Source organism: Nostoc sp. DSM 114160, assembly GCF_053470305.1.
On record NZ_JBPFGO010000001.1, the window covers coordinates 2,980,051 to 3,003,897 of the forward strand.

General features: G+C 41.4%; 19 protein-coding genes and 4 pseudogenes. 15 read left to right on the forward strand and 8 right to left on the reverse strand.

Going from position 1 to position 23,847, the window contains the following annotated elements:
• The first annotated feature begins 218 nt into the window (after window positions 1-218).
• The 5 genes and pseudogenes from NSTCB13_RS13220 to NSTCB13_RS13240 all read left to right on the forward strand — a co-directional run bounded on the left by NSTCB13_RS13220 (window position 219) and on the right by NSTCB13_RS13240 (window position 9,802).
• A pseudogene (locus NSTCB13_RS13220) lies at window positions 219-4,968 on the forward strand (PfaB family protein).
• A gap of 141 nt (window positions 4,969-5,109) precedes the next feature.
• Window positions 5,110-6,786, forward strand: coding sequence for a PfaD family polyunsaturated fatty acid/polyketide biosynthesis protein (locus tag NSTCB13_RS13225; protein ID WP_448272645.1), 1,677 nt, complete (start codon window positions 5,110-5,112; stop codon window positions 6,784-6,786).
• 2 nt (window positions 6,787-6,788) lie between these two features.
• Window positions 6,789-8,303: a thioester reductase domain-containing protein gene (locus tag NSTCB13_RS13230; protein WP_448272646.1), complete on the forward strand. Its 1,515-nt coding sequence runs from the start codon at window positions 6,789-6,791 to the stop codon at window positions 8,301-8,303.
• Window positions 8,304-8,405: 102 nt separating this feature from the next.
• Window positions 8,406-8,576 carry a hypothetical protein gene (locus NSTCB13_RS13235; RefSeq protein ID WP_448272647.1) on the forward strand — a complete coding sequence of 57 codons (171 nt, stop codon included), beginning with the start codon at window positions 8,406-8,408 and terminating at the stop codon, window positions 8,574-8,576.
• Between the two features lie 422 nt (window positions 8,577-8,998).
• Entirely contained in the window at window positions 8,999-9,802 is an 804-nt protein-coding gene (locus NSTCB13_RS13240) for an SDR family NAD(P)-dependent oxidoreductase (protein WP_448272648.1), read from the forward strand.
• Between the two features lie 85 nt (window positions 9,803-9,887).
• On the opposite strand, the pseudogene hetI reads toward NSTCB13_RS13240, so the two are convergent.
• Window positions 9,888-10,608: pseudogene (hetI, locus tag NSTCB13_RS13245) on the reverse strand (4'-phosphopantetheinyl transferase HetI).
• 175 nt (window positions 10,609-10,783) lie between these two features.
• Between hetI and NSTCB13_RS13250 the strand changes: the two are divergent.
• The gene (locus NSTCB13_RS13250; RefSeq protein ID WP_181929464.1) at window positions 10,784-10,951 is read left to right on the forward strand and encodes a hypothetical protein; all 168 of its coding nucleotides are present in this window, start codon (window positions 10,784-10,786) and stop codon (window positions 10,949-10,951) included.
• A gap of 93 nt (window positions 10,952-11,044) precedes the next feature.
• Here NSTCB13_RS13250 and NSTCB13_RS13255 read toward each other — a convergent pair whose 3' ends face one another.
• Window positions 11,045-12,109 carry a YheT family hydrolase gene (locus NSTCB13_RS13255; RefSeq protein WP_448272649.1) on the reverse strand — a complete coding sequence of 355 codons (1,065 nt, stop codon included), beginning with the start codon at window positions 12,107-12,109 and terminating at the stop codon, window positions 11,045-11,047.
• A gap of 157 nt (window positions 12,110-12,266) precedes the next feature.
• Between NSTCB13_RS13255 and NSTCB13_RS13260 the strand changes: the two genes are divergently transcribed.
• On the forward strand, window positions 12,267-13,010 hold the full coding sequence (locus tag NSTCB13_RS13260) for a response regulator transcription factor (protein ID WP_322670411.1): 744 nt from the start codon (window positions 12,267-12,269) through the stop codon (window positions 13,008-13,010).
• 376 nt (window positions 13,011-13,386) lie between these two features.
• Here NSTCB13_RS13260 and NSTCB13_RS13265 read toward each other — a convergent pair whose 3' ends face one another.
• Complete coding sequence (locus tag NSTCB13_RS13265; protein ID WP_445628145.1) at window positions 13,387-14,229, reverse strand: methyltransferase domain-containing protein; 843 nt, start codon at window positions 14,227-14,229, stop codon at window positions 13,387-13,389.
• A 263-nt stretch (window positions 14,230-14,492) separates the two neighbouring features.
• Between NSTCB13_RS13265 and NSTCB13_RS13270 the strand changes: the two genes are divergently transcribed.
• Together NSTCB13_RS13270 and NSTCB13_RS13275 are read left to right on the forward strand one after the other, a co-directional pair.
• Entirely contained in the window at window positions 14,493-15,830 is a 1,338-nt protein-coding gene (locus tag NSTCB13_RS13270; protein ID WP_448272650.1) for a TrkH family potassium uptake protein, read from the forward strand.
• 149 nt (window positions 15,831-15,979) lie between these two features.
• A complete protein-coding gene (locus tag NSTCB13_RS13275; RefSeq protein WP_322680166.1) occupies window positions 15,980-16,675 on the forward strand; it encodes a potassium channel family protein in 696 nt (231 codons plus the stop codon).
• A 218-nt stretch (window positions 16,676-16,893) separates the two neighbouring features.
• Here NSTCB13_RS13275 and NSTCB13_RS13280 read toward each other — a convergent pair whose 3' ends face one another.
• Together NSTCB13_RS13280 and queA are read right to left on the reverse strand one after the other, a co-directional pair.
• Window positions 16,894-17,991 (reverse strand): tetratricopeptide repeat protein, encoded by a 1,098-nt coding sequence (locus NSTCB13_RS13280; protein ID WP_448272651.1) that lies wholly within the window; start codon window positions 17,989-17,991, stop codon window positions 16,894-16,896.
• 150 nt (window positions 17,992-18,141) lie between these two features.
• Complete coding sequence (gene queA, locus NSTCB13_RS13285; RefSeq protein WP_448272652.1) at window positions 18,142-19,350, reverse strand: tRNA preQ1(34) S-adenosylmethionine ribosyltransferase-isomerase QueA; 1,209 nt, start codon at window positions 19,348-19,350, stop codon at window positions 18,142-18,144.
• Window positions 19,351-19,622: 272 nt separating this feature from the next.
• Between queA and NSTCB13_RS13290 the strand changes: the two genes are divergently transcribed.
• Window positions 19,623-20,012 (forward strand): hypothetical protein, encoded by a 390-nt coding sequence (locus NSTCB13_RS13290; protein ID WP_012412259.1) that lies wholly within the window; start codon window positions 19,623-19,625, stop codon window positions 20,010-20,012.
• A gap of 70 nt (window positions 20,013-20,082) precedes the next feature.
• Here NSTCB13_RS13290 and NSTCB13_RS13295 read toward each other — a convergent pair whose 3' ends face one another.
• Window positions 20,083-20,601 (reverse strand): YraN family protein, encoded by a 519-nt coding sequence (locus tag NSTCB13_RS13295; RefSeq protein WP_448272653.1) that lies wholly within the window; start codon window positions 20,599-20,601, stop codon window positions 20,083-20,085.
• 23 nt (window positions 20,602-20,624) lie between these two features.
• On the opposite strand from NSTCB13_RS13295, the pseudogene NSTCB13_RS13300 reads away from it, so the two are divergent.
• Window positions 20,625-21,201, forward strand: a pseudogene (locus tag NSTCB13_RS13300) (pentapeptide repeat-containing protein).
• A 138-nt stretch (window positions 21,202-21,339) separates the two neighbouring features.
• On the opposite strand, the gene NSTCB13_RS13305 reads toward NSTCB13_RS13300, so the two are convergent.
• Window positions 21,340-21,741, reverse strand: coding sequence for a hypothetical protein (locus NSTCB13_RS13305; RefSeq protein WP_448272654.1), 402 nt, complete (start codon window positions 21,739-21,741; stop codon window positions 21,340-21,342).
• A 178-nt stretch (window positions 21,742-21,919) separates the two neighbouring features.
• Between NSTCB13_RS13305 and NSTCB13_RS13310 the strand changes: the two genes are divergently transcribed.
• Window positions 21,920-22,081, forward strand: a complete 162-nt coding sequence (locus NSTCB13_RS13310; RefSeq protein ID WP_448273249.1) for a hypothetical protein — start codon at window positions 21,920-21,922, stop codon at window positions 22,079-22,081.
• Here the strand turns inward: NSTCB13_RS13310 and NSTCB13_RS13315 are convergent.
• Window positions 22,042-22,314: pseudogene (locus NSTCB13_RS13315) on the reverse strand (hypothetical protein). The gene NSTCB13_RS13310 and the pseudogene NSTCB13_RS13315 sit on opposite strands and share 40 nt — an antisense overlap.
• 180 nt (window positions 22,315-22,494) lie before the next feature.
• On the opposite strand from NSTCB13_RS13315, the gene NSTCB13_RS13320 reads away from it, so the two are divergent.
• The 3 genes from NSTCB13_RS13320 to NSTCB13_RS13330 are packed head-to-tail and all read left to right on the forward strand — an operon-like array spanning window position 22,495 to window position 23,842.
• The gene (locus NSTCB13_RS13320; RefSeq protein ID WP_448272655.1) at window positions 22,495-23,052 is read left to right on the forward strand and encodes a DUF262 domain-containing protein; all 558 of its coding nucleotides are present in this window, start codon (window positions 22,495-22,497) and stop codon (window positions 23,050-23,052) included.
• Window positions 23,053-23,096: 44 nt separating this feature from the next.
• On the forward strand, window positions 23,097-23,591 hold the full coding sequence (locus tag NSTCB13_RS13325; RefSeq protein WP_448272656.1) for a helix-turn-helix domain-containing protein: 495 nt from the start codon (window positions 23,097-23,099) through the stop codon (window positions 23,589-23,591).
• 41 nt (window positions 23,592-23,632) lie between these two features.
• Window positions 23,633-23,842 (forward strand): hypothetical protein, encoded by a 210-nt coding sequence (locus NSTCB13_RS13330; RefSeq protein ID WP_448272657.1) that lies wholly within the window; start codon window positions 23,633-23,635, stop codon window positions 23,840-23,842.
• The last annotated feature ends 5 nt before the right edge of the window (window positions 23,843-23,847 follow it).

Sequence of the window (23,847 nt, forward strand, 5' to 3'; positions counted from 1 at the left end):
TTAAATTTAAACGCAAAGGTTCGCAAAGGGAAACGCAAAGGTTCGCAGAGAGTTCGCTAGAAATCTTGTACTAAGCAATAAAGTCTTTACTGCAAACTATCAAAGCTAGCTTAATCTTAGGATTGCTATAACTAGCCTCGTTCAAAGTTTGGGGAACAGCGTAAATCCTGCTTTTTAATTATCTCTTGCTAAATACCCAAACTCGGAGCATATAAATCGTGGAAAAAATAGCCATCATCGCATTATCATGCCTATTCCCCGATGCTAAAAATCCTGAAGAATACTGGCAAAACATCGTTAATCAAAAAGATTCGACATCCTCTGCAACCGTCGAAGAAATCGGAGTAGATCCGACAATCTTTTACAATCCAGTTAAAGGTACACCAGACAAAACCTATTCACTCAAAGGCGGATACATCCGCAACTTCGAGTTTAATCCATCTGAATACAATCTACCATCAGAATTTGTTGCTGGTTTAGATAACACTTTCAAATGGTCATTGTATGCCGCTAAACAAGCAATCGTACAAAGTAGTTATTGGGGTAATCAAACTGTTCTGGCAAAATGCGGCGTAATTTTAGGTAATTTATCATTCCCGACAAAATTATCTAATCAATTATTCTCGCCAATTTACCAGCAAACTATTACCCCGGCTGTTAGAGAACTTTTGCAGTATGAAGACTTTGATTTAGCTGTCTCAAGTGCAACTAAAGCATCTTTATACAATGCGATGATATCTGGTTTACCAGCATCTATCGTTGCTCAAGCACTATCACTATCTCAGATTAATTTATGTCTGGATGCTGCTTGTTCTTCTTCATTTTATGCGATTAAACTAGCATCTCATTACTTATGGTCACACAAAGCTGATGTCATGTTAGCTGGAGCCATAAGTTGTGCAGATTCCTTATTCGTGCGGATGTTATTTTCCGGTGTTCAAGGATATGCAGAAAACGGCATTAGCCGCCCCTTAGATAAATCCTCTAGAGGGCTAATTCCCGCCGATGGTGTTGGGATGGTGATGCTGAAGAGATATTCTGATGCCGTTAGAGATGGCGATAATATTCTAGCTACCATCTGCGGTAATGGACTCTCAAATGATGGCAAAGGTAAACACCTACTCAGTCCGAACCCTAAAGGGCAAATTCTAGCTTTTGAACGAGCCTATAATGAGGCAAAAGTTAGCCCAAAAACCATCGATTATCTAGAGTGTCACGCCACCGGCACATTACTAGGAGATACAACCGAATTCAATTCCATCGAAACATTCTTTGGCCAAAATCAAGCTGCGCCTCTGCTGGGTTCTGCTAAGGCAAATACTGGTCACTTGCTAACTGCTGCTGGTATGGTTGGCTTGACTAAAGTTATTTTGAGTATGTCGCATGGTGTAATTCCACCAACCATGAATGTTTCGGAACCTTTAATTTCAGAAAAAGGTACAATTTCGGCTGACAAAATTGTTAGAACAGCTACAACATGGCCCAATAATAACGCACCAATCAAACGGGCAGCTATTAGCGCTTTTGGTTTTGGCGGCACTAATTCTCATCTGATTTTAGAACAAGGAAATACAGCAGAATCAGTTGAATCAACTCCACCTATTCCACTTACCAAAGTTGCCATTGTCGGCATGGATGCCTTTTTCGGTAACTGCAATGGTTTAGATGCTTTTGAACGCAGTATTTATGATGGTACACAGCATTTTACTTCTCTACCGCCTCAAAGATGGCATGGGATAGAAAATCAAGAAAATGTTTTGAAAGAGTACGGTTTAGCAGATGGAAAAGCACCAGTTGGGGCATACATCAAAGATTTTGAAATCGATACTTTATCGTGCAAAATCCCACCGAATGAGATAGACAAATTAAACCCACAACAATTGTTACTTCTGAAAGTTAGCGATCGCGCCGTCAAAGATGCGAAACTACAGGAGGGTGGCAATGTGGCTGTGATTGTTGCCGCCGAGACAGAATTCTCTGTGCATCAGCTACAGCAAAGATGGAATCTATCTTGGCAGGTTAAGGACGGCTTACTCAACCAAGGAATTTCTCTACCTGCCCAACAGCTTTCCCAACTAGAAACTATCGTCAAAGATAGCATTCACCAACCTGTAGAAATCGGCGAATATGTGAGTCACATCGCCAACATCATGGCGAGTCGGATTTCAGCTTTGTGGAATTTCACTGGCCCTGCATTCACTGTCAGCGCTGGCGAAAATTCTGCCCTTAAAGCGTTGGAAGTTGCCCAAATGCTACTCGCTACTGGAGAAGTAGACGCGGTGGTTGTTGGTGCAGTAGATTTAGCCGGTGGTGTAGAAAATGTCTTGTTCCGCAGCCAATTTGCACCAATTAATACAGGTGTAAATACCTTGGGTTACGACCAACAAGCTAATGGCTGGATGGTTGGCGAAGGTGCGGGTGCAGTTGTCCTCAAGCGCTACGAAGCTGCTAAAGAAGACAATGAACGCATCTATGCAGTAATTGATGCCATGAGTTTTGCACAAGGTAATTCTACTTTGAGTGATACTTTGGTAAAACCTGATGCTTCAGCTATCAGCAATGTCTGCAAACAAGCTTTCCAGATGGCGGAGATTCAACCCACAGAAGTTAACTATGTGGAAGTCTTCGGTAGTGGCGTTCCCCAGGAGGATGAAGCCGAAATCACAGGTTTACTCCAAGCTTATCCGAAAGTGGGCAATGGTCTGCACTGTGCATTAGGTAGCGTCAAAGCCAATATCGGCCACACCTACACAGCATCGGGAATTGCTAGCTTAATTAAAACCGCTCTCTGTCTTTATTACAGATATATTCCCGCCACCCCCAAATGGGTCTGGTGTCAAAACACCGCAAGTATGGGAAGGTAGTCCCTTCTATGTGGCAATGGAATCAAGACCTTGGTTTGTCGATAAAGGCGGTACACGCAGAATAGCAGCAATTAATAGCATGGGTATAGATGGCAGTTACGCCCATTTAATCTTATCGGAAGAACCCAGCCAAGAGGAGCGCGACAACAGATATTTGCAACAAATGCCTTTTCATCTGTTTCCTATCGCAGTTAGCGATCGCTCCAATATACCAGATTTACTTAACCATCTCCAAAAATCTATCGAAGCTAGTTTTTCTTTATCAGCTACCGCCAGCCAAACATTCGCTACCTTTCAACAGCATTCTGAGCCGAAATACGTCTTATCAATCACCGGACGTAACACAAAAGAACTACTCAAAGAAATTGAATCTGCCCGCAAAGGTGTAAATAATGCCTTTGAAAAAGGAACAGATTGGCAAACACCAATAGGTAGTTATTTCACAGCGAAACCATTAGGTAAAACTGGAACAGTTGCTTACGTTTATCCCGCCGCAGTCAATTCTTATATTGGCATTGGTCGGACTGTTTTTCGCTTATTTCCGAAAGTCTTCGAGGATTTAAAAAGTAACAATCTCTACAACCGGGCAGCCGATGTTGAAAAGTTAGTTTATCCCAGAAGTTTACCTAAATTGACAACTAGGCAACTAGAAACTCTCGAAAAGCAATTGTTAGATGATTCACTAGCAATGTTTGAAAGTGAAATCGCCTTTGCTAGATACATGACAGCAATTTTCCGAGATGATTTTAAAGTCAAGCCACAATCTGTATTTGGGTATAGCTTGGGTGAAACTAGCATGATGGTTGCCCAAGGGGTTTGGAGTAATTTTGAGGGCGGAAGTAACACCTTAAACTCATCACCTTTATTTGGCGATAAATTATCTGGGCCGAAAAATGCTGTACGTGAATATTGGGGATTAACAGATTCACCAAACAACAATTTTTGGAATACTTATGTTCTCATGGCTACTCCATCTCAAGTTAGAGAATGCCTGAAACAAGAGAATCGCGTCTACTTAACTCAAATCAACACACCAGAAGAAGTATTAATTGCTGGTGATGATGCAGCCTGTAAGCGAGTAATTACAACTCTAGGTTGCAATTATTTCCCTGCTCCCTTCGACCATGTGATACATTGTGAAGCGATGCGATCGCAGTTCGAGGAAATCAAGAAGGTAAACAGCTTACCATCACAAAATCTTCCTGGAATTGTGTTTTATTCTGCCGCCGATTATCAACCAGTTGCACTTGAAAGAGATACTATTGCTCACAATATCGCTAAAGGATTGTGTCAAGAACTTGATTTTCCGCAATTAGTTAATCGTGTCTACGGCGATGGAGTCAAAATATTTCTAGAAGCGGGCGCAGGTAGTGTTTGTTCCCGATGGATTGACAAAATTCTCGGTGACAAAGAACATATCACAGTCTCTCTAAATCGTAGAGGGATGGATGACCATGCTTCAATGGTCAAAGCATTAGCAAAACTACTCAGTCATCAGGTGAATGTGGATTTATCACCACTGTATAGCAAAGCCCAAGAAAGTGCTAATTCAAGTAAAGCAACATTGAGAACAGTTACCTTGGGTGGAAAAGCGATCGCTGCTACAATTTTGAGTGAAGAAAATCGTAAAACTGTTGAAAATTTGGTTGAGGATATTAAGTGCGAACGTTTCAAAATACAGCATCCAGATATACCTAATATCCAACAAACTGAAATCACAGATTTTCTTAACACTTCCAACCACATAACCCAACAAGAAAATCATTCCCCTAACATCTTGCCTCAGCCAGAAGAAGTAAAACCGAAAAATATCATTGATAACGTTTTTCAACCGAGAGAACAATTACAATCTTCTGAGTCAAGCGCAATCAGACAGCCAACTCCTGTTTTTACCCCACCCGTCAGAACTAAAAAAATTAGTAGCATCATCAGCATGTTCGATTTAAATAAGACCCAGTATCAAAAGCTCAATGCTAATAATTCAAAGATAACTAAAGCACACACTGCCTTCTTACAAGCTAGACAAGATTACAGTCAACAAATGAGCGAAATCATTCAATTGCAACTAGCTTGCGCCCAAAACTTGCTTAACGACGAATCTTGACATAAGTCTACATACTTCAACCGTCAATAACCTTGGGGAAGGGGAAAGGTGAACTGATAAAAGGAAAATATTTCTTCCCGATTCCCTATTTCCCACTCCCACTCCCCTTATTTAATAATTGTAATCCGAGGGATAACTGCCGTGACAACCGTAGATACGGTACTAAGTAAACACGATAATGGCCTTAATTTCTCATCCTGGTGTTCTAACAAAAACCAGGTTTGGAAAGGTTCTTTAGAAACTGTATCTTTCGAGAAACAAACCATCAAAGATAAATTGATGGTATTAAATAAACCCTGCTACATCGTGAAAGTTGCCGGAAAAATCGGTGTCACCAACGAGGGCTATTTATCCCCTGGTGATAATGGCACAACAGCACAAGTAGAACTCTTAACATTTGCAGCCCCAATCCGCATTCAACAATTTGGAGATCCCAATTTTCTCTCCTCTTATGGAGTAAAATATGCCTACGTTACCGGTGCAATGGCTGGCGGAATTGCTTCCGAAGAAATGGTAATTGCACTAGGAAAAGAGCAAATTTTGAGTTCCTTTGGTGCAGGTGGTTTAACTCCAGAACGTTTAGAAGCAGCCATAAATCGCATTCAACAAGCCTTACCTCAAGGGCCTTATGCATTTAATCTAATCCACAGCCCCAATGAACCTGCGATTGAACGCCGCGCTGTAGATTTATATCTCAAATATCAAGTGAGAACAGTAGAAGCATCTGCATTTCTCGACTTGACACCCAACATTGTTTATTACCGTGTTGCTGGATTGAGCTTAAATAGCAGCAATCAAATTGAAATCAAAAATAAAATCATTGCCAAAATTTCTCGGCGAGAAGTTGCGACTAAATTTCTGCAACCAGCACCCGCCAGAATCCTCAAAGAACTTCTTCAACAAGGATTAATTACTGAGTTACAAGCAACCCTTGCAGCCAAAGTTCCAATGGCTGATGATATTACCGTCGAGGCTGATTCTGGAGGTCATACAGATAACCGTCCCCTGGTTTGTGTGTTACCTTCTATTATTGCCTTACGGGATGAAATTCAAGCACAATATCATTACCAAACACCCATTAGAATCGGCGTAGCAGGCGGAATTGGGACACCACAATCAGCATTAGCAGCCTTTATGATGGGTGCTGCTTATGTAATGACTGGTTCCATTAATCAATCATGTGTTGAATCTGGGGCTTGTGAACATACCAAAAAGTTACTAGCCCAAGCAGAAATGGCTGATATGATAATGGCTCCAGCAGCAGATATGTTTGAAATGGGAGTCAAATTGCAAGTTCTCAAACGGGGTACAATGTTCCCCATGCGAGCGCAGAAATTATTTGAACTCTACCGCGCTTATGATTCCATTGAAGAGATTCCTTTGGCAGAAAGAGAGAAATTAGAAAAACAAGTTTTTCGCAAAACTATTGCTGAAGTATGGGAAGGAACTGCGGCTTATTTATCCCAAAAGAATCCTGAAAAACTTGGGAAAGCAGTCAATAATCCTAAACTAAAAATGGCGTTGATTTTCCGTTGGTATCTAGGATTATCTTCCCGTTGGTCTAGTTCTGGTGAAAAAGGTAGAGAAGTAGATTATCAAATTTGGTGTGGCCCGGCAATGGGCGGTTTCAATGACTGGGTACGCGGTTCTTATTTATCTGAACCAAATAATCGTGGTGTAGTTGATGTTGCTAATCAAATTATGACTGGTGCAGCCTTTTTGTACCGTGTCCAAAATTTGAAAATTCAAGGACTACAAGCTTCCGATTATTACAGTCAATATCACCCAGTTCGTTCTACATCATTGTTGGAGATTTAAAAATGACTATAAAACAGTCTTTCACAGCAGACGATATTCAAATATTTTTGGTGTCTAACTTAGCTAAGTTGCTAGGAGTTGCAACTGATGAAATAGATGTCACAGAACATTTAGAAAACTATGGGTTGGATTCAGCCCAAGCAATGATTCTAGTCAGTAACTTAGAAAAATTACTCGGATTTCAACCCTCTCCATTGCTATTGTGGCATTACCCAAATATTGAGGCTCTTTCACAGCGTTTAGCTGAAGAAGTGCAAGATGGTTCGCCAATTCAAGATACAGGTGTGACAACCTCCAATGCCAACACTGCGCCCTCTGTTCTAGATTTAGGTGCTGAGGCTGTTCTTGACCCCACAATCCATCCCAGCGCTGCATCTAATGTAGCTATAGGTGAACCCAAGAACATCTTTTTAACTGGAGGAACAGGCTTTTTAGGAGCTTTTATCATCCGGGAATTGCTACAAGAAACTAATGCGAATATCTATTGCTTAGTGCGTGCTGCGAATGCCGAAGAAGGCAAAAGCAAACTCCAAAATAATTTGCAACAATATGCAATTTGGCAGGAAAAATTTACCTCCAGAATTATTCCGATTGTCGGTGATTTATCTCTGCCATTGTTAGGTATTGGTTCAGAACAGTTTCAAATTTTAGCTGCAAATATTGATACTATTTATCATAGTGGTGCTTTGTTGAATTATGTTTTCCCATACTCAGCACTGAAGGCAGCCAATGTTTTGGGAACCCAAGAAGTTTTGAGATTAGCTTGTCAAGTTAAAGTCAAGCCTGTACATTACGTTTCTAGCGTTGCTGTTTTTGAATCCACTGCTTATGCTGGCAAGGTTGTTAAAGAACAGGATGAATTCAATCATTGGGAAGGTATTTATCTTGGTTACTCACAAACTAAATGGGTAGCTGAAAAGTTAGTTAAAATTGCTCGTGACCGTGGACTGCCTGTAACTATCCATAGACCACCACTGATTTCTGGTGATAGCAAGACAGGCATTTGTAACACACATGATTTTATCAACCTGATGACCAAAGGCTGTCTACAAATGGGATATTTCCCTGATGTAGATTATATGTTGGATATGTCACCTGTGGACTATGTAAGTAAAGCCATTGTTTATCTATCACGCCAAAAAGAATCTATAGGTAAGGCTTTCAATTTACAACATCCTCAACCTGTTTCTTTGAAAACATTAGTTGAGTGGATACGCTCTTTTGGTTATTCAGTTGAGATGATTCCTTTTGAAAAATGGCAATCAGAGTTAATCAATAATGTGTCTTCTGTAGACAACCCTTTATACACTCTGCGACCATTTTTACTGGAACGTTGGTCTGATGAACAACTGACTATTCCTGATTTGTACTTGCAAGCTAGAAGACCTCATATTAGCTGCCAAGATACTCTCCATGCACTAGCAGGTAGTTCTATTGCTTGTCCTCCAATTGACTCTCAATTGTTTATGACTTATACAGCTTACTTGATTCAAAGCGGCTTTTTGAATATCGTTTAGAAGTAGACGCGATGAATCGCGTCTCTACAAGGCGATGAATCGCGTCTTTATAAATGGTATATTTATCGCAGGATTTTTTCAAATTGGTATAATGCTACGCTATTGAGCATCGGCAACTTCCCTACCCTTCGGGAACGCCAAGGGCGAACGGGTTCACCAGTCGCCTACGGCGAGAAACCCGCCTACAGCGCTGGATTCACCGCAACCCACTGGCTACCCTACAAAATAATTTTGTTTAGTTCATACTTTTTACAACTCAGTACTACTAAATAGCTATTATTTCAGATGCCAGCAACAACTCATACACTTACAGTGGCAATTATATTGCCCTGTTTTTTTATGCTCAATAATGTAATTTTTTAGGATTCACCCCTTGACAGAAGCAATTGAGGATAGAATGGTTAGTGTCGGGCATAAAAGTTTAATTTTACCTGCTGGCTTTTGTGAGTAATCAAAAGCCAGACGCTAGTAGTTTTAAATAACCGAACTTCTTTAATGCCCAACTTATTCGATGTATAAGTCCTAAATTTGCGTTTGGACTGCTACATCTATCTAAGGCATCACACAAGTATTTGCAAGGGGAATAACTTAATATATTTCTTGTCAGTTCAAATATTACGCGCACTTAATTGTAGAACGAGAACCACTGTAAATGCAACGCAGCTTCATCAAGTTGAATTCACTAACATTCTTACATGAACAAAAAACATCAACATCAGAGCAAGAAAACTGCTCTTATTACTGGAGCAGCTGGTGGAATTGGCTACGAATTTGCATGTATTTTTGCTGCTCATGATTACAATTTGGTCTTAGTAGACAGAAATGGGCCAAAGCTAGTAGAAATTGCAGTTAAGTTCCAAGAAAAATTTGGGATTTTTGTCAAACCTATTGTTAAGGATTTATCTATATCAACTGCTCCTGAAGAAATTTTCACGGAGTTGCAACTCGCCGATATTAATGTTGATGTGCTGGTAAATAATGCCGGATTTGGTATCTATGGATTATTTCACGAAACAGACCTAGCTACTGAACTGGAAATGCTACAGGTAAATTTGGTGTGTCTCACCCATTTAACTAAGCTATTCGTGAAGCAGATGGTCAAGCAAGGTGAAGGTAAGATATTAAACGTTGCCTCGGCTGCTGCTTTTCAACCTGGGCCTTTGATGGCAGTTTATTTTGCTACTAAAGCTTATATCTTATCTTTTTCTGAAGCGATCGCTAATGAATTAGAAGGTACAGGTGTCACTGTGACAGTTCTTTGCCCAGGTTCAACAGAATCTGGCTTTCACGAAAGAACCGGGATGGCTGACTCTAAGTTGCTCAAGGGCAAAAAGATGATGGATGCACGAACAGTAGCCGAAATTGGTTTTCACGGCTTAATGAAGGGCAAAACCATTGTCATTCCTGGTTTTATGAATAAACTCCTGGCAAAAAGCGTCAGATTTGTACCTAGAAAACTCGTGACAAGAATTGTGAGAAATATGCAGGAAGATAAGTAAGGGGCATGGGGCATTGGGCACTTGTACTGAGCCAAGTCGAAGTATTGGGCATTGGCGAAGAATAACTAATGACAAATGACTAGGATTAATACTGCCAACACTTCAAATTCCAGCCAAAATTCTCTACAGCAACAGCAGCAACATAATTGTTTGCAGGTACTAGTTCAAACAGACTCCAGTCTTCAGATATCTGTAACTTGGCTGGTTCTGTGGGAGTGAGCGACACTTCAATTTGCTCTAACTGGGATAGTCCATCTCCAGTTGCTTTTAAATAAGCTTCCTTACAAGTCCAGTAACGGAAAAATACTTCTTGCTGTTGGTTGGGAGATAGCGATCGCAACATCTCATATTCTCTCGGTAAAAAGAACCGTTTGGCAAGAGCTTCCAAATCAGACATCGGGCGAATATATTCTAGGGTCTACACCAATTGGGCGAGTACAATTCACTGCACACAAACCCAACCCTTGGGAATGAGACAAGTTAAACGCCAGTCCACTATCGGCAAATTTATCTGCTAGTACTGGTTTGCCACGCTGTTGATAATTAAACTCCACTTGTAACGGCTGGATACTCAAGTAGCGCCCTAATATAGTTCGGAGAATACCGCGACCTGCGATGAAACGCTGTCGATGTTCCTGAAAATAGAACCGTTCAGCACGAGATGTTTCGTCACTGGAAAGAGTTGCTGCTAAATTTTGCAGTTGTGTTTCTGGTTGGTCAAGGTCTATGCGCCAGACATGAATATCATCTGGTAGCAAAGTTAAATCCGTCGGTGCAGGTAGCCAAATATGATTAGAAGCGGTCATTGAGTCAAAAGGTCAAGGGAGTTGTATTTTAATAGTTTGTTTAATTCTGAAGTAGATATCTCTTCAGTAGGAAATAGTTTTTCTCAGAAAGTGTTAAATCTAAAACAAAAAAACCTTACCAAAGCTTGTTAATAAACTATTAGAACTACTTTTTTGTAGAACATAGTGAGGATGAATGATTATTAATTTGGAGTACTTTGCCTTCTTTATACTACTACTGGCAGCGCTGCTATTAGCAATTAGGCAAATGAGCGTTGCTTTGGATGAGTTAGATATTGCGCGTTTTACTCTCTGGACAGGTATTGCTTCTGTTATTGCTGGTTTACCAATGATATTGTGGTAACTTCTGGGTCAATGTCATCCTCTCTATTTTGGGCTTCCAAGCAATACGACTCCATCCGTCGAGTATCCTACAACTAGAATATCGTCTCGCCTATTACTCTGTTCGTTGTTGCTCTAACCATTGTAAAACCCGATTCCATGCCCACCAAAGATCGGGGTCTTGTACTTGACGCTGGCACTCTTTACTGCTCAAATAGCCAACATGACCGCCATACTGAGTAAGTAACAAATCTATTGCAGAATTGCGATCGCACGCTTCTTCTAATTCCGGTATGATAGCTGGGTCAAAAAGTGGGTCGTCAGCAGCATATAGAATCAAAGTCGGTTTTGAGATTTGCGGCAATATTTGTAAAGCACTGCTAGCTTGGTAATATGCTTCCACAGAAGGAAAACCAAGTCGCTTAATTACCAATTCATTATCAAAACCCCAAATGCTATTCGCCCGTTCAATCGCTTCTGGGTCAAGGCTTCCAGGATGGGCATCATGAATCCGCCACGCCAGTTTTTTTAAATTTTGGGCAATCCCTGCTTCCAAATATCTACCGAAAGGCTTTGTAACCAGATAAGATAGCGATCGCTGTGAATCTAAACTCGGACAAATCACCATACCACCGCCAATATCGCTATCTTCTAATCCTAAATCTCCATACTCCCTAATCACCTCACCAGCCACCTTCACCGCCCAGAGTGCCAATTGCCCTCCTAAAGAATACCCTGTAAACCAAAATTTCCCCGGACATCCCATTGCTTTAGCAGCGGCGGCGATGCGAACAAAATCTTCCCCTTCATACAAACCATCAGAAGTTAGAGTCGGGGACAAAACGGCCGTTTTGCCGTGGGCCCGCCAATCAAATAACACCACAGCATAGCCTTGAGCGTAAGCCTTACGTCCTAGCACTCTCAAAAACCATTCTGTTTTTAACTCTCCGGTAATACCATAAGTACCGATAATCGTGCTATGAGCATTTTCCGGGATGGCAACCAAGCCAAAAATTGGCACACCTTGGCCACCAATAAAGATTTTTTCGTGATAAGACGGTTCTGGGTCTTGAACAGTAATTTCCCAGTTACGTTTTCCCCACAAAGCGGTGTATACAGTCATCATCACACCGTTTTGTAAAAACCAAGACGGATTGTAGGGGGGAGTATAACACATCATAGACTATAAGATTTCGTGTAATTGAGTCTTGATTTCACAGTCATTTAATCTTAATATTTATGTAAGATTTAGAAACTTTTTTAGAATTGATTCAAAAATCTTTGTATCTATCAAAGGTTGTTAATTATCCTTAATAAGTAGTAATAATTTTTTAAGAATGCCGAGGATTCTTGTCATAGACGATGACCCAGCGATTTCAGAACTAGTTGCCGTCAACTTGGAAATGGCTGGCTACGATGTTAGTCAAGCTGAAGACGGCATCAAAGGTCAAGCGCTGGCTCTCCAGCTACAACCAGACTTGATCATGCTCGATTTAATGTTGCCCAGGGTAGATGGGTTTACCGTTTGTCAACGCCTGCGCCGCGACGATCGCACCTCTGAGATTCCCGTGTTAATGTTGACGGCTTTGAGCCAAACTCAGGACAAGGTGGAAGGCTTCAATGCTGGCGCAGATGACTACCTCACCAAACCTTTTGAAGTTGAAGAACTGCTGGCGCGGGTGCGGGCACTTTTGCGGCGTACTGACCGGATTCCCCAAGCCGCAAAGCATAGTGAGATTCTCAACTATGGCTCATTAACCCTCGTTCCCGAAAGATTTGAGGCAATATGGTTCAATGAGACGGTGAAATTGACTCACTTGGAATTTGAGCTACTTCACTGCTTGCTGCAACGCCACGGTCAAACAGTTTCTCCCAGCGAAATCCTCAGAGAAGTTTGGGGCTACGATCCTGATGATGACATAGAAACGATTCGAGTGCATATTCGCCACTTGAGAACCAAGCTAGAACCAGATCCTCGCCATCCCCGCTATATCAAGACAGTGTATGGTGCTGGATACTGTCTGGAATTACCCGCTATACCTCCATCCAATGAAGGGGCCTCAGTAACAGTCGTGGAATGAAATTCACGCTAAATTCCCTTATCTAAGCTATCACTTAGGCAAGAACTCTCTGTAACTCTTATTCCTTACCGCTTAGTTAAGGTTATTGGTGGGATTTAGTAGTATGTAGAGATGTTGCAATACAACGTCTCTACAAGACGAATTACGAATTATTTTAATACCTTGCAATAAACTACGACTGAGGGTGTCAGTCTTAAGCTTGTTAGCAGATAGACTGTAATTCTTCAGGAGACATTTTATTCAAATTTTTGAAAATAAAACTCATTCTTTCTTGAGACTTGAGTTGTTGACGGTGGACAAGCTGCTAGGGTAATCGGAATTGAATTTCTTAAATTGTAGTGCGATCGCGCTGTTTCATTACAGCGCGGTCTTGTTTCTACTTATTCCCGCATAACAACCCAAACCGAACTAACCCGCGTTCATAACCGCGACGCATCAACCCCAGCGATAATGCCCCTTGAATGGTAGTCCAACCAGCATTGAGTAAGCCCCAAAGCGCTTGGGGAGTAAATGCCGAATCAATGACTACATTCCAAAAGGGCGCGACGGCGGTTGACCAATCGGCAGTGCGAATATTGTTTAATGGAAGTTGACGGGCGATCGCTTCATACTCTGGTAAAGAAATTACATAAGGCAAACAATACACCCGATAAATATCCTGCAAGTGCTTTTCCTCATCTGGCGTCAGTGGTAACTTATCAGTTGCTCGATGACACCAAGTCACCATAATTAACTTGCCGCCAGGTTTCAATACCCGATAGCACTCCTGGAGAAACTTAGTTTTATCTGGCATGTGTTCGCCGCTTTCCAGCGACCAAACCAAGTCAAAAGAATTATCAGCAAAGGGCATTTCTTGAGCATTGGCGACTTGAAACTGAGTTTTCAGACTCAAATTTGCTTCCGTTGCGCGTTCTGTTGCTCTGGCAGCTTGCACAGGACTCAAAGTAATTCCTGTAGCCTTAGCATTAAACTTTTCTGCCAGGTATAAAGAACTGCCACCAATGCCACAACCGACATCGAGGATATTTTCTGCTGCTTGTACCCCTGCCCAATTGAGCAGTTCCTCGATTAAATCAATTTGAGCTTGACGGCGGTCTTTTTTCTGACTGCCATCGACACCGTAGTAGCCGTGGTGCATATGTTCGCCCCAAATCTGTTCCCACAGACCAGAGGAAGCATCGTAGAACTGCTGAATTTGCTGGTAAAGTGTTGCACTCATGAAAAAAGTAGTATTGAGACGAAGTAGAATTCAAAAAAAACATACAGGTAGGCTACCATGTATGTTTTTAATTAAATAAGGGTATTTTTACTTCCCGAAAAGGTAAGCCGAGATTTATCCTCCTGGGACAAATTTCTCACTTTTACCTTAATAAACTTTACTGAGTCGAATTTATGTCAATTCTCCCAAATCGGGCTACAGCTTAAAGCATCTAGCAACCCATTTTAAATCTGACTTTTTGAATTTTGAATTTTGAATTAATTATGACTGTTGCTCGCACAATTTGTTTGGGGTTTCTGGCTGTCATTGCTGTTGGTACTATCCTGTTGATGATGCCTTTTTCAACTAGCGATGGTACATGGAATAACCTGATTGTGGCACTATTTACCTCCACATCCGCAGTTTGTGTCACGGGTTTATCAGTAGTCGATCCTGGTACTTACTTTTCCTTTTGGGGTCAGTTATTTATTGCCCTATTAGCTCAGATTGGCGGCTTGGGCTACATGACAACCACCACATTTCTGATTTTGCTCATTGGTCGTAAGTTTGATATGCGGCAAAAAATCGCCATTCAACAAGCTTTAGACCGGCCAGGTATGAGTGGTAGCTCCCAAGTTATCCGTTCAATTATTGCCACAACTTTAATTTTTGAAATTACCGGAGTCTTCTTACTTCTACCAGCTTTTGTTCCAAAGTATGGGTGGAGTCAAGGACTTTGGTTAGCGATTTTTCATAGCATCAATGCTTGGAATAATGCTGGTTTTAGTTTATTTAAAGATAACTTAATTGGCTATCAGTCATCCTTCTTAGTAGTCTTCACCATTAGCATGTTGATTATCTTTGGGGGAATTGGCTATCAGGTAATTTTAGAAATGTATCTTTGGTTGCGCGATCGCGTTTTCCAAAAATCTCTTAAAAAGCAATTGTTATCACTCGATTTTAAAGTTGCAACCAGCACAACTATTATATTATTAGCAATAGGAACAATAGCTTTTTTCTGTATAGAAATTAGAAACCCTGAAACATTTGGCTCTCTAAATTTCCGCGACCAAATATTAGTAGCTTGGTTTCAATCAGTTACTCCCAGAACTGCTGGTTTTAATACCATTGATATTAGCAAAATGACCACTGCTGGTCTATTTATTACGATTGCACTAATGTTTATTGGCGCAAGTCCAGGTGGTACAGGGGGAGGAATGAAAACAACAACTTTGAGAGTTCTAACCAGTTGTACAAAAACGATTCTTCGAGGGAAAGAAGAAGTTTTGTTGTACGATCGCAAGATAGCAATAACTTTAATTTTGAAAGCTGTAGGTGTGTTAGTAGGATCGGTAGCGGCAGTAATTTTAGCCACTATTTTAATTAGCCTCACAGATCCAACATTAGATTTTATTCAAATTTTGTTTGAAGTAGTATCAGCCTTCGCTACCGTGGGGCTTTCTACAGGCATCACAGCAAGTATCTCTACAGCAGCAAAGCTCATCTTAATTGTCACTATGTACGTTGGAAGAGTAGGTGTTTTACTGCTGATGTCTGCCGTATTAGGAGACCCCCGCCCTACCAGAATTCACTATCCTGAAGAAAATTTACTCGTGGGATAGTTAGGGAGAGGAAATAGGAATAGGGATAAAGAAGAACTAATGCCCAAACTGATAAAATATACATTAGAAGGCAAAAATAAAATTTTTAATTCAAGCGGCATATCCGTTTTTTGCCCTAAATACAGGGAGCCATCATAAGGATAAAAAGGGTGAATCTGTCATCATTAAGTTTTTTTCGCAGTTTACGTAAAGATAACCACCAATTTGCTGTAATTGGGTTAGGTCGTTTTGGAAGGTCTGTCTGTTCTACACTGCACAATTTTGGTTATCAAGTGCTGGCAACAGATATTGATGAAAAACGAGTTTCAGAAGCATTAACTGAGGGAATAGTTGGTCATGCTTTGCAACTAGACTCTACAGAACCAGCCGCACTCAAAGAAGCTGGAATTTTTGAATTTGATACTGTAATTGTCGCAATTGGCAACTACGTTCAAGAAAGTATCATAACCACCTTAAATGTGAAAGAGGCTGGTGTACCTCATGTAGTTGCTAAAGCTTCTAGTGAAGTTCATCGTAAACTGTTGCGGCGAGTAGGCGCAGATCATGTTGTTTTTCCTGAGTATGAAGCGGGTTGTGCCCTAGCGCGTACTCTTACCAAACCAGCAATTCTAGATCGGTTTGACCTCGACCCAGATAACAGTATTGTAGAGTTGATTGTGCCTGATGAATTTCACGGCAAAACCATCACCGAACTTCAACTTCGTAACCGCTACGGTTTAAATTTGCTAGCAGTAAGCCAGGATGGTAAATTTCAAATTAATCCTGACTCTACCAAGCGTTTAGAGCGTGGTTCAGCAATGGTTGTTATTGGTTGCAATAAAGATATTAATCGTTTGCCGATTTAAAAAAGTTAGGAGTTAGGAATTAAAAGTTAGGAGTTATGCCGTGGGCAACTTTTACTCAAAACTAACCTCCAACACCTTTTAATAGAGAATAGACTTATTGCATGAATCAAAATCCCTCTCCCAAGCTTGGAAGAGGGACTTTTAAATTGGCTCCTCTTCTCCCAAAATTGGAAGAAGGAGTTGGGGGATGAGGGCAAATCGCCTTAACTCTGAGTTTTTTATTGTCCGGGATTTGTTGAAGTGGATTCTGGTTCAACTGAGACAGGTACATCGCCAGGGTTCGCGGGCGTTTCTGGTTGTGCCGTCTGTGGCTCAGGTGTTTGTAGTGTAGAATCTGAACTCTGAGAAGGAGTAGCTGTTTGACTGGCTTGAGGTTGCTGTTGCCCACTTTTCTGGGCAATTTGCTGCATTAGCTGCTCAATTTTCTGGACTTGTTCAATGTTGCCTTGCTCGCGATATTGATTATGAGCGCGTTTCAAGACTCCACTGGCTTTTTTGAACTCGCCCTGATTATATAAAGTTACTCCCAAGTTATAGTAAGCTGAGGCACTTTTTGGATTTAGGCGAATCGCTTGCCGATAAACAGAAATAGCCTCAGGAGCTTGACCATGCATTGCTAACAAATTTGCCATATTGCTATAGGCTGCGGCATTTTTAGGATCTAGCTTCAAAGCTTGGCGATAACTGGCGATCGCAGGCTCGATTTGACCTTGTTGTTGCAAGGCGATCGCTAAGTTAAGATAAGCATTGGCATTGCTGCTATCTAGATTAATTGCTTTTTGGTATGCAGCGATCGCTTCCTCTAACTTTCCTTGTTCGTATAGCAACAAACCCAGATTATACAGTGCTGCCACCCTTGTGGAATCTATTACCAAGCTCTGGCGATAAGCCGTAATCGCTGCCTCTTTTTCTCCTTGTCGGTGCAACACTAACCCTAAGTTGTAATAAGCTTCGCTAGAATTGGGATTAAGTTTTATCGCCTCTGTAAATTCTTGTAAAGCTACATCCAGGCGATTTTGCTCCATAAATATATTACCGAGATAATTTCGTGCTGCCCCAAGGTTAGGATCTCGCTGCAACGCTTTCTGAAAAGCATATTCTGCACCTTGTAAGTCTTGGCGATTATAGCGCGTAACTCCCTGCTGGAAAAAGCTAGCTGCTTCGAGATCCTGAGAAATTGCAGTTTCTGCCAGCAGCTTGCTAGCTGGGAAATTAGTAATTGTCGGTGCACCCAAGAGCAAAAATGCAGAACAGCCACCGAGTGTTACCTGACAAAATAAATTTAACCAATGAGAAAATAGGTATTTTTCAGACATTAATAGCAGACCTGTACTTATTTTTAACCCCTTATAAGTCAGAGTACCCACCACGAAAGAAAAAATTCTCAATTTTCAACTTTATAACTCCTAACTCTTATATAGACGCGATTAATCGCGTCTCTACTCCTAACTCTTGTACAGACGCGATTAATCGCGTTTCTTCCCACTCCCTACACCCATAGCTGACGGCAAAATTAGCATGGCATCACCGAATGAATAAAAGCGATACTCAAAAGCGATCGCTTCGTTGTATATATTCAATAATCGTTGTCTGCCAATTAGCGCACTTACCAGCATCAACAAACTAGAACGCGGTAAGTGAAAATTCGTAATCAAACCATCCACCACCCGCCATTGGTAGCCGGGGTAAATAAACAAATCGGTTTTTCCGCAAAATGGTTGTAAATTACCAGATTGAGCCGCCCCTTCTAAAGCCCTTACTGCCGTTGTTCCCACAGCAATAATTCGACCGCCAGCAGCTTTAGTGGCGCGGATTTGCTCTACTGTGGTGGCAGGAACTTCAATCCATTCTTCATGCATCTGATGGGTAGTTACGTCCTCTACTTCCACAGGGCGAAATGTGCCGACACCAACGTGTAGCGTCACAAAAGCTTGATTTATTTGGCGATCGCGCAACTTTTGTAATAATTCTGGGGTAAAGTGTAATCCTGCCGTCGGAGCTGCGATCGCTCCTGGTTGTTTAGCATAAACTGTCTGATACTGCTCATCAGCTGCTTCTGAGGTAGTGATATACGGTGGTAACGGTACTTCACCAAATACCTCTAACAGTTCCACCAAAGTCTTTCCCTCCGGTACATCAAATTGCAACAAACGCCCCCCAGTGGCTGCGTCTGTTTCCAGAACCGTAGCCGTTAGCTGGAGGCTGGGGACTGGAGAAGAATTTTCCCCTCTGCCCCCCGCACCCTGCCCCTCTGCCTCTTTTAAATGCCCAATACCCGCTTCCCTTGGTTCAAAGATAATCTTTGCTCCCCGTTTGAAGCTTTTTCCTGGCTTAACTAAAGCTAACCAACAGTTATGTTGCCGTTCTTCCAACAGCAACACCTGGATTTTCGCACCAGTGGATTTATGACCATAAAGTCGCGCTGGAATAACTCTTGTATTGTTCATAATCAACAAATCATCAGAGCGCAGCAGTGCAGGCAAATCATGGAAAATATGGTGTAAAGGTGCTGTTTCGATTCCTGTAGTTGGAGAATCAACTACCAGTAACCGCGAACTATCTCTAGGCACTGCTGGGTTTTGGGCAATGAGTTCTGGAGGTAGTGTGTAGTCATAGCCAGCTACCGAGCAATCTAATTCCAAATCTTTTTCTTGTGGGCTAGAAGTATCTTTCAAATTGGCTTGTACTAGTTTTTGCTTTATTTAGTATTTATACTCTCTTAAAAAGCCTGAGTTAAGTTTTTTCTTCTAAAGGAACTTTAAGGCATCTTTGCTCAGTTTTGTCGCTAGGCTATAAGATTGTTACTATTAAGTAACACGGAAAAATTAACATAAAAATTGGGTAAACCTCCCCATCTAAAAACGGGGGCTTTTACCCTACCGGGAACAGGCACTGATTGACGAATATAGATATGTAGGATTGGCTTTGATCCCAAGCACCAACAAACATGGAATACTTGTACTATCTGGCAAATGCCAGTCTAACCCTGAGGGTCGTTCAACACCTCCACGCTAGACCCCAGACACCAGTTTCGTTCGTCACCGTAATTCATCAAATTGATGGCTGGGTGGTTAGGATCAAACTCAAAGGTCAAGTCTCGCCCCAAGAAGATGGCGACTTTCGGGCTTTTCTAAATGAATTAGGAATTAGCTACGAACCGCCAATGAGGGTGCAAATGGCACTTTGGAGTTTGGAAGCTGGACAGTGCCCTGTGGATGTGATGCGTCGTTATCAGGTAGCGATCGTTTCTCATGGTAGCCCAGAAAGAGACGAAATTGAAGCGTTCCGGCAGCAGTTTGTCCGGGGCTTAGGTTACTGTCCAGAAACTTTAGCGTAAGACTATTTGGTTGTAACGCTACTACAAAATTATTGGTCATTGGTAATTAAGATATTTTATCGATTACCAATTAACCATTCTCAATTGAAGAGTCAAAAGCTGCCAGAATATATTCTTGCAGCTTCAACTTATATCCGGGTACTGATGAAGTAGCTAGAGCTTCCTGATTTGCTGTAACCCCAGTCAGATTTTTTGATATCCTTTGACAGTAGACAATAGCAACATCAAATCGACAAGAATAATCTGCCTTCTCAGGATACTGGGCTAAGAACATACCAGCTGTACGCCAGATTTTTGCCTGCTTTTGTGGAGTGATTGCGCTTCTTCCCCCGACATCCCAACTACCTGAACTGCGGGTTTTGACTTCAACAAATGCCAATAATGAGTGCTGAGTGCTGAGTAAGGAGTCCTGAGTAAGGAGTTTTTCCCCAGTTCGTCCATCATATTGAGCAATAATATCAATTTCCCCCCAGCGGCTAGAAAAGCGACGATGGAGAATTATCCAACCAGTAGATTGCAACCATTGGGCTACTAGGTCTTCTCCTAATGAACCAATATCTGGATAATGAGATGGAGGAAGGTTAGCCATTGACTAAAAATATCATGAATTCTGTGAATTCTAGGTTAAGCGATCGCACTACGGGTTCTACACTTGCATCATCCCGAACCAAGTTGGGGTTGAAGCGTAAAATAGACCATCGAATTTGGGTAAGTATACTCAGCTTATTCCTGTGGGGAATAATTGGCATTACCGCAACCGCAGGTTTTGCTCCAACAGCTTTGGCACTTGAATATAATAAAGAAATTTTGGTTGAAGCTGATTTTTCAGGACGTGATTTAACAGACTCCAGCTTTACCAAAGCTAATCTTCGCCAGAGCAACTTCAGCCGAGCTAATTTGAACGGTGTCAGCTTCTTTGCAGCAAATTTGGAGTCTGCGAATTTGGAGGGTTCTGACTTGAGAAATGCCACTTTAGACTCGGCTCGTTTAGTCAGAGCAAATTTGACAAATGCACTATTGGAGGGAGCCTTTGCTGCTAACGCCAGATTTGATGGTGCAATCATTGACGGGGCAGATTTTACCGATACGCTGCTGCGTCCCGATGAGCAAAAAAAATTGTGCAAACTTGCTAAAGGAACTAATCCGATTACAGGGACGAGATACGCGTGACACGTTGTTTTGTCCTTAGCTAACAAGGATATGGGGCATTGGGCATCAAGAAGAGACAAGGTAGACAAGGAAGAAGCGGGAGACAAGGGAGAGATTTGTCCCCTTGTCTCCTGACTCCCCTTGTCCCCTTGTCCCCTCACTCCCCAATATTAATCACCTACCAACCATCTGCACCAATCTTTTGACAAACAATTTGCATTCCTTTGCCTGGTGAAGAATTGGCTACAAAAGGTATTTCTCCTTTTTCTCGATCTTCTTGGAGTAGTTGTCCTTCCGAACCGTAAATGGCAATGCGATTCCGAAAAAGCCGTGATTCTTTACACGAAGCATCAAATGTAGTCTCGAAGATACCATCACCATACATTCCGTAAAGCTTATATGTAGTACCCTTAATAGTCTTTGTATCTAAAGCTACACTGTTTCCTAATCGATCGTGTCCTACAGTGATATATCTTTGTGCATCTTGGGCGATCGCTGCGCCAACACCTTCGGCGATCGCACTACCATTACTTAATAAAATAGCGATCGCTCCTACTATCCCGCTTATTTTAAAATACATACAGTTTCAAAATATCAGATTTCATATATTTCTACCCGCGATCAAAGCCGTTCTGGCAGGGTAAAAGCACTGAAATCAAGACAAAGCAAGGAGTTATGGTAAGCCGAAAAACTTAGTAATTACAGACAAAAGCTTACTACAGACTTCAACTAGCTTTTCATTAGTAGGCAAATCAGCAATGTCTACAACAGGCTACGCCAATGCACCTTTCAATCACTTGAGGGCTGTTTTTGATATCTTCTGCATGGCTCCATCTTTTGGGTTTGGCAGTGGGGCGATCGCAAAGTACAGTCCCGTGTATCACTCTGCTGTCCTGAGCAATGTACCATCAACTGCATAAACGGCATCAAAACCAATTCTTTCTCCCCAAAGTGCTGCATCGGTTTACTTGGATCGTAATCGAAGACTCGTTTCGACTAAATCATCACCGATTTCGTAATCTCCTGTTTCAACATTAATTTAGATAATTTTGCTAATGTTCTCTTGTATCTCAACTTTGGCACGGATACTTCTTTGATAGAGTTCTTTTCCACATCGAGCGACTTCTTGAGTACTGAGCATAGGGTGGGACATATAATAATTCCCCTATTTTAGCTGCTAGATTCTTGACTTCATTGTAGAGCAGAAGTTACAAAGGTTAGAGAGCAATGCTTGATTTTGTAGCAGGTAGGAAAGCGATCGCCTCAAAGCAGCAGAGGAGAAAAACGCTTTGACAAACTCTAAAGTAAGAAACTCTCGCACACTAAGAAAAACGTGAATCAAGACAACGAAGAAAAAACCCTTAATTTATATCCAATTGATTATCCTTTTGAAACTTTACACAGCCGCATTACTGCGAAGTCACCAAAGCTGATTTTAGATCCTGACTTTCAGCGAAAATATAAATGGGATAAAGACGGCTGGGAGCGGTCTTCAAAATTTATAGAGTCCTGTTTAATGAGGATACCTCTACCTTCCTGCTATTTCGCAGAATTTGAAGACGGTAAGCACATGGTTATTGACGGTGTACAGCGTCTTACGACTATTGTTCGGTTTTTTAATGATGAATTTGCTTTGGAAGGACTTAGTTCATTTAAAGAATTGGAAGGAAAAAAATTTTCGGAGATTGGTCAATATAAGTCAGAGCTAGAGTCAACAACAATAAGGTGTATTATCCTTAGGAAAGAAAACCCTAAATATCTGATTAGAGAAATTTTTTCGAGACTAAATCAGGGAGCAGTTAAGCTATCAGATCAAGAAATAAGACATGCCATATATCCTGGTGAATTTGACAATCTACTTTCTGAATTAGCTAATACCAATTCTGTATGAAGCTGCGCTAAATTGTGGAAAAGGGTGTATTTGGTAAAAGTGTAATGGGTCGGAGATTGATAGTTGAAATTAAAGAGAGCCAAGAAGAATTACAAAAAGCAGTGAAATATGCGCTAGAAGCTAGTAGCAAAGAGAGATTACAAATGCTCAACTGGCTAAAAACAGGACAGGTTACAAGTAGGCGATCGCTGGCAGCGTTGTTAGGGAGAGATGAGGCAACAGTAACTCGTTGGCTAAAAAAATACAAGGAATTAGGATACAAAGGCTTACTAGAGGTGAAACAGGCACCAGGAAAACAGCCAATTGTCAGTGGCGAGAATTTAGAACGTTTAAAAAAAAGATTATCCGAACCACAAGGATTTCAAAGTTACAGTCAGATTCAACAATGGTTAATGGCGGAATTAGGACTAAATGTTGCTTATAAAACGGTATACCAATTAGTGAGATATCAACTTGGTGCCAAGCTGAAAGTTCCGCGTCCTCAAAGCACCAAACAACATCCAGACAGTCTATCTCACTTTCAAAAAAACTGCCTCTAGCACTCAAATTCTTGCAGGAGGAATTTGGCGAAGGGAAAAGATTGAGGTATTTATGTCAGGATGAAACACGTTTAGGATTAAAGACAATTACCGGACGTTTAATTACAGCTAAGGGAGTTAAACCTGTAGGTTTAAGTCAATGGCAACGCGAAAATTTTTATTTATATGGAGTTGTACAACCTCTAAGCGGATACAGCTTTTTCTACGAATTCCCTTACCTTAATGGGGAAGCAGTTTTCAAAACTTCTTAGAGTTG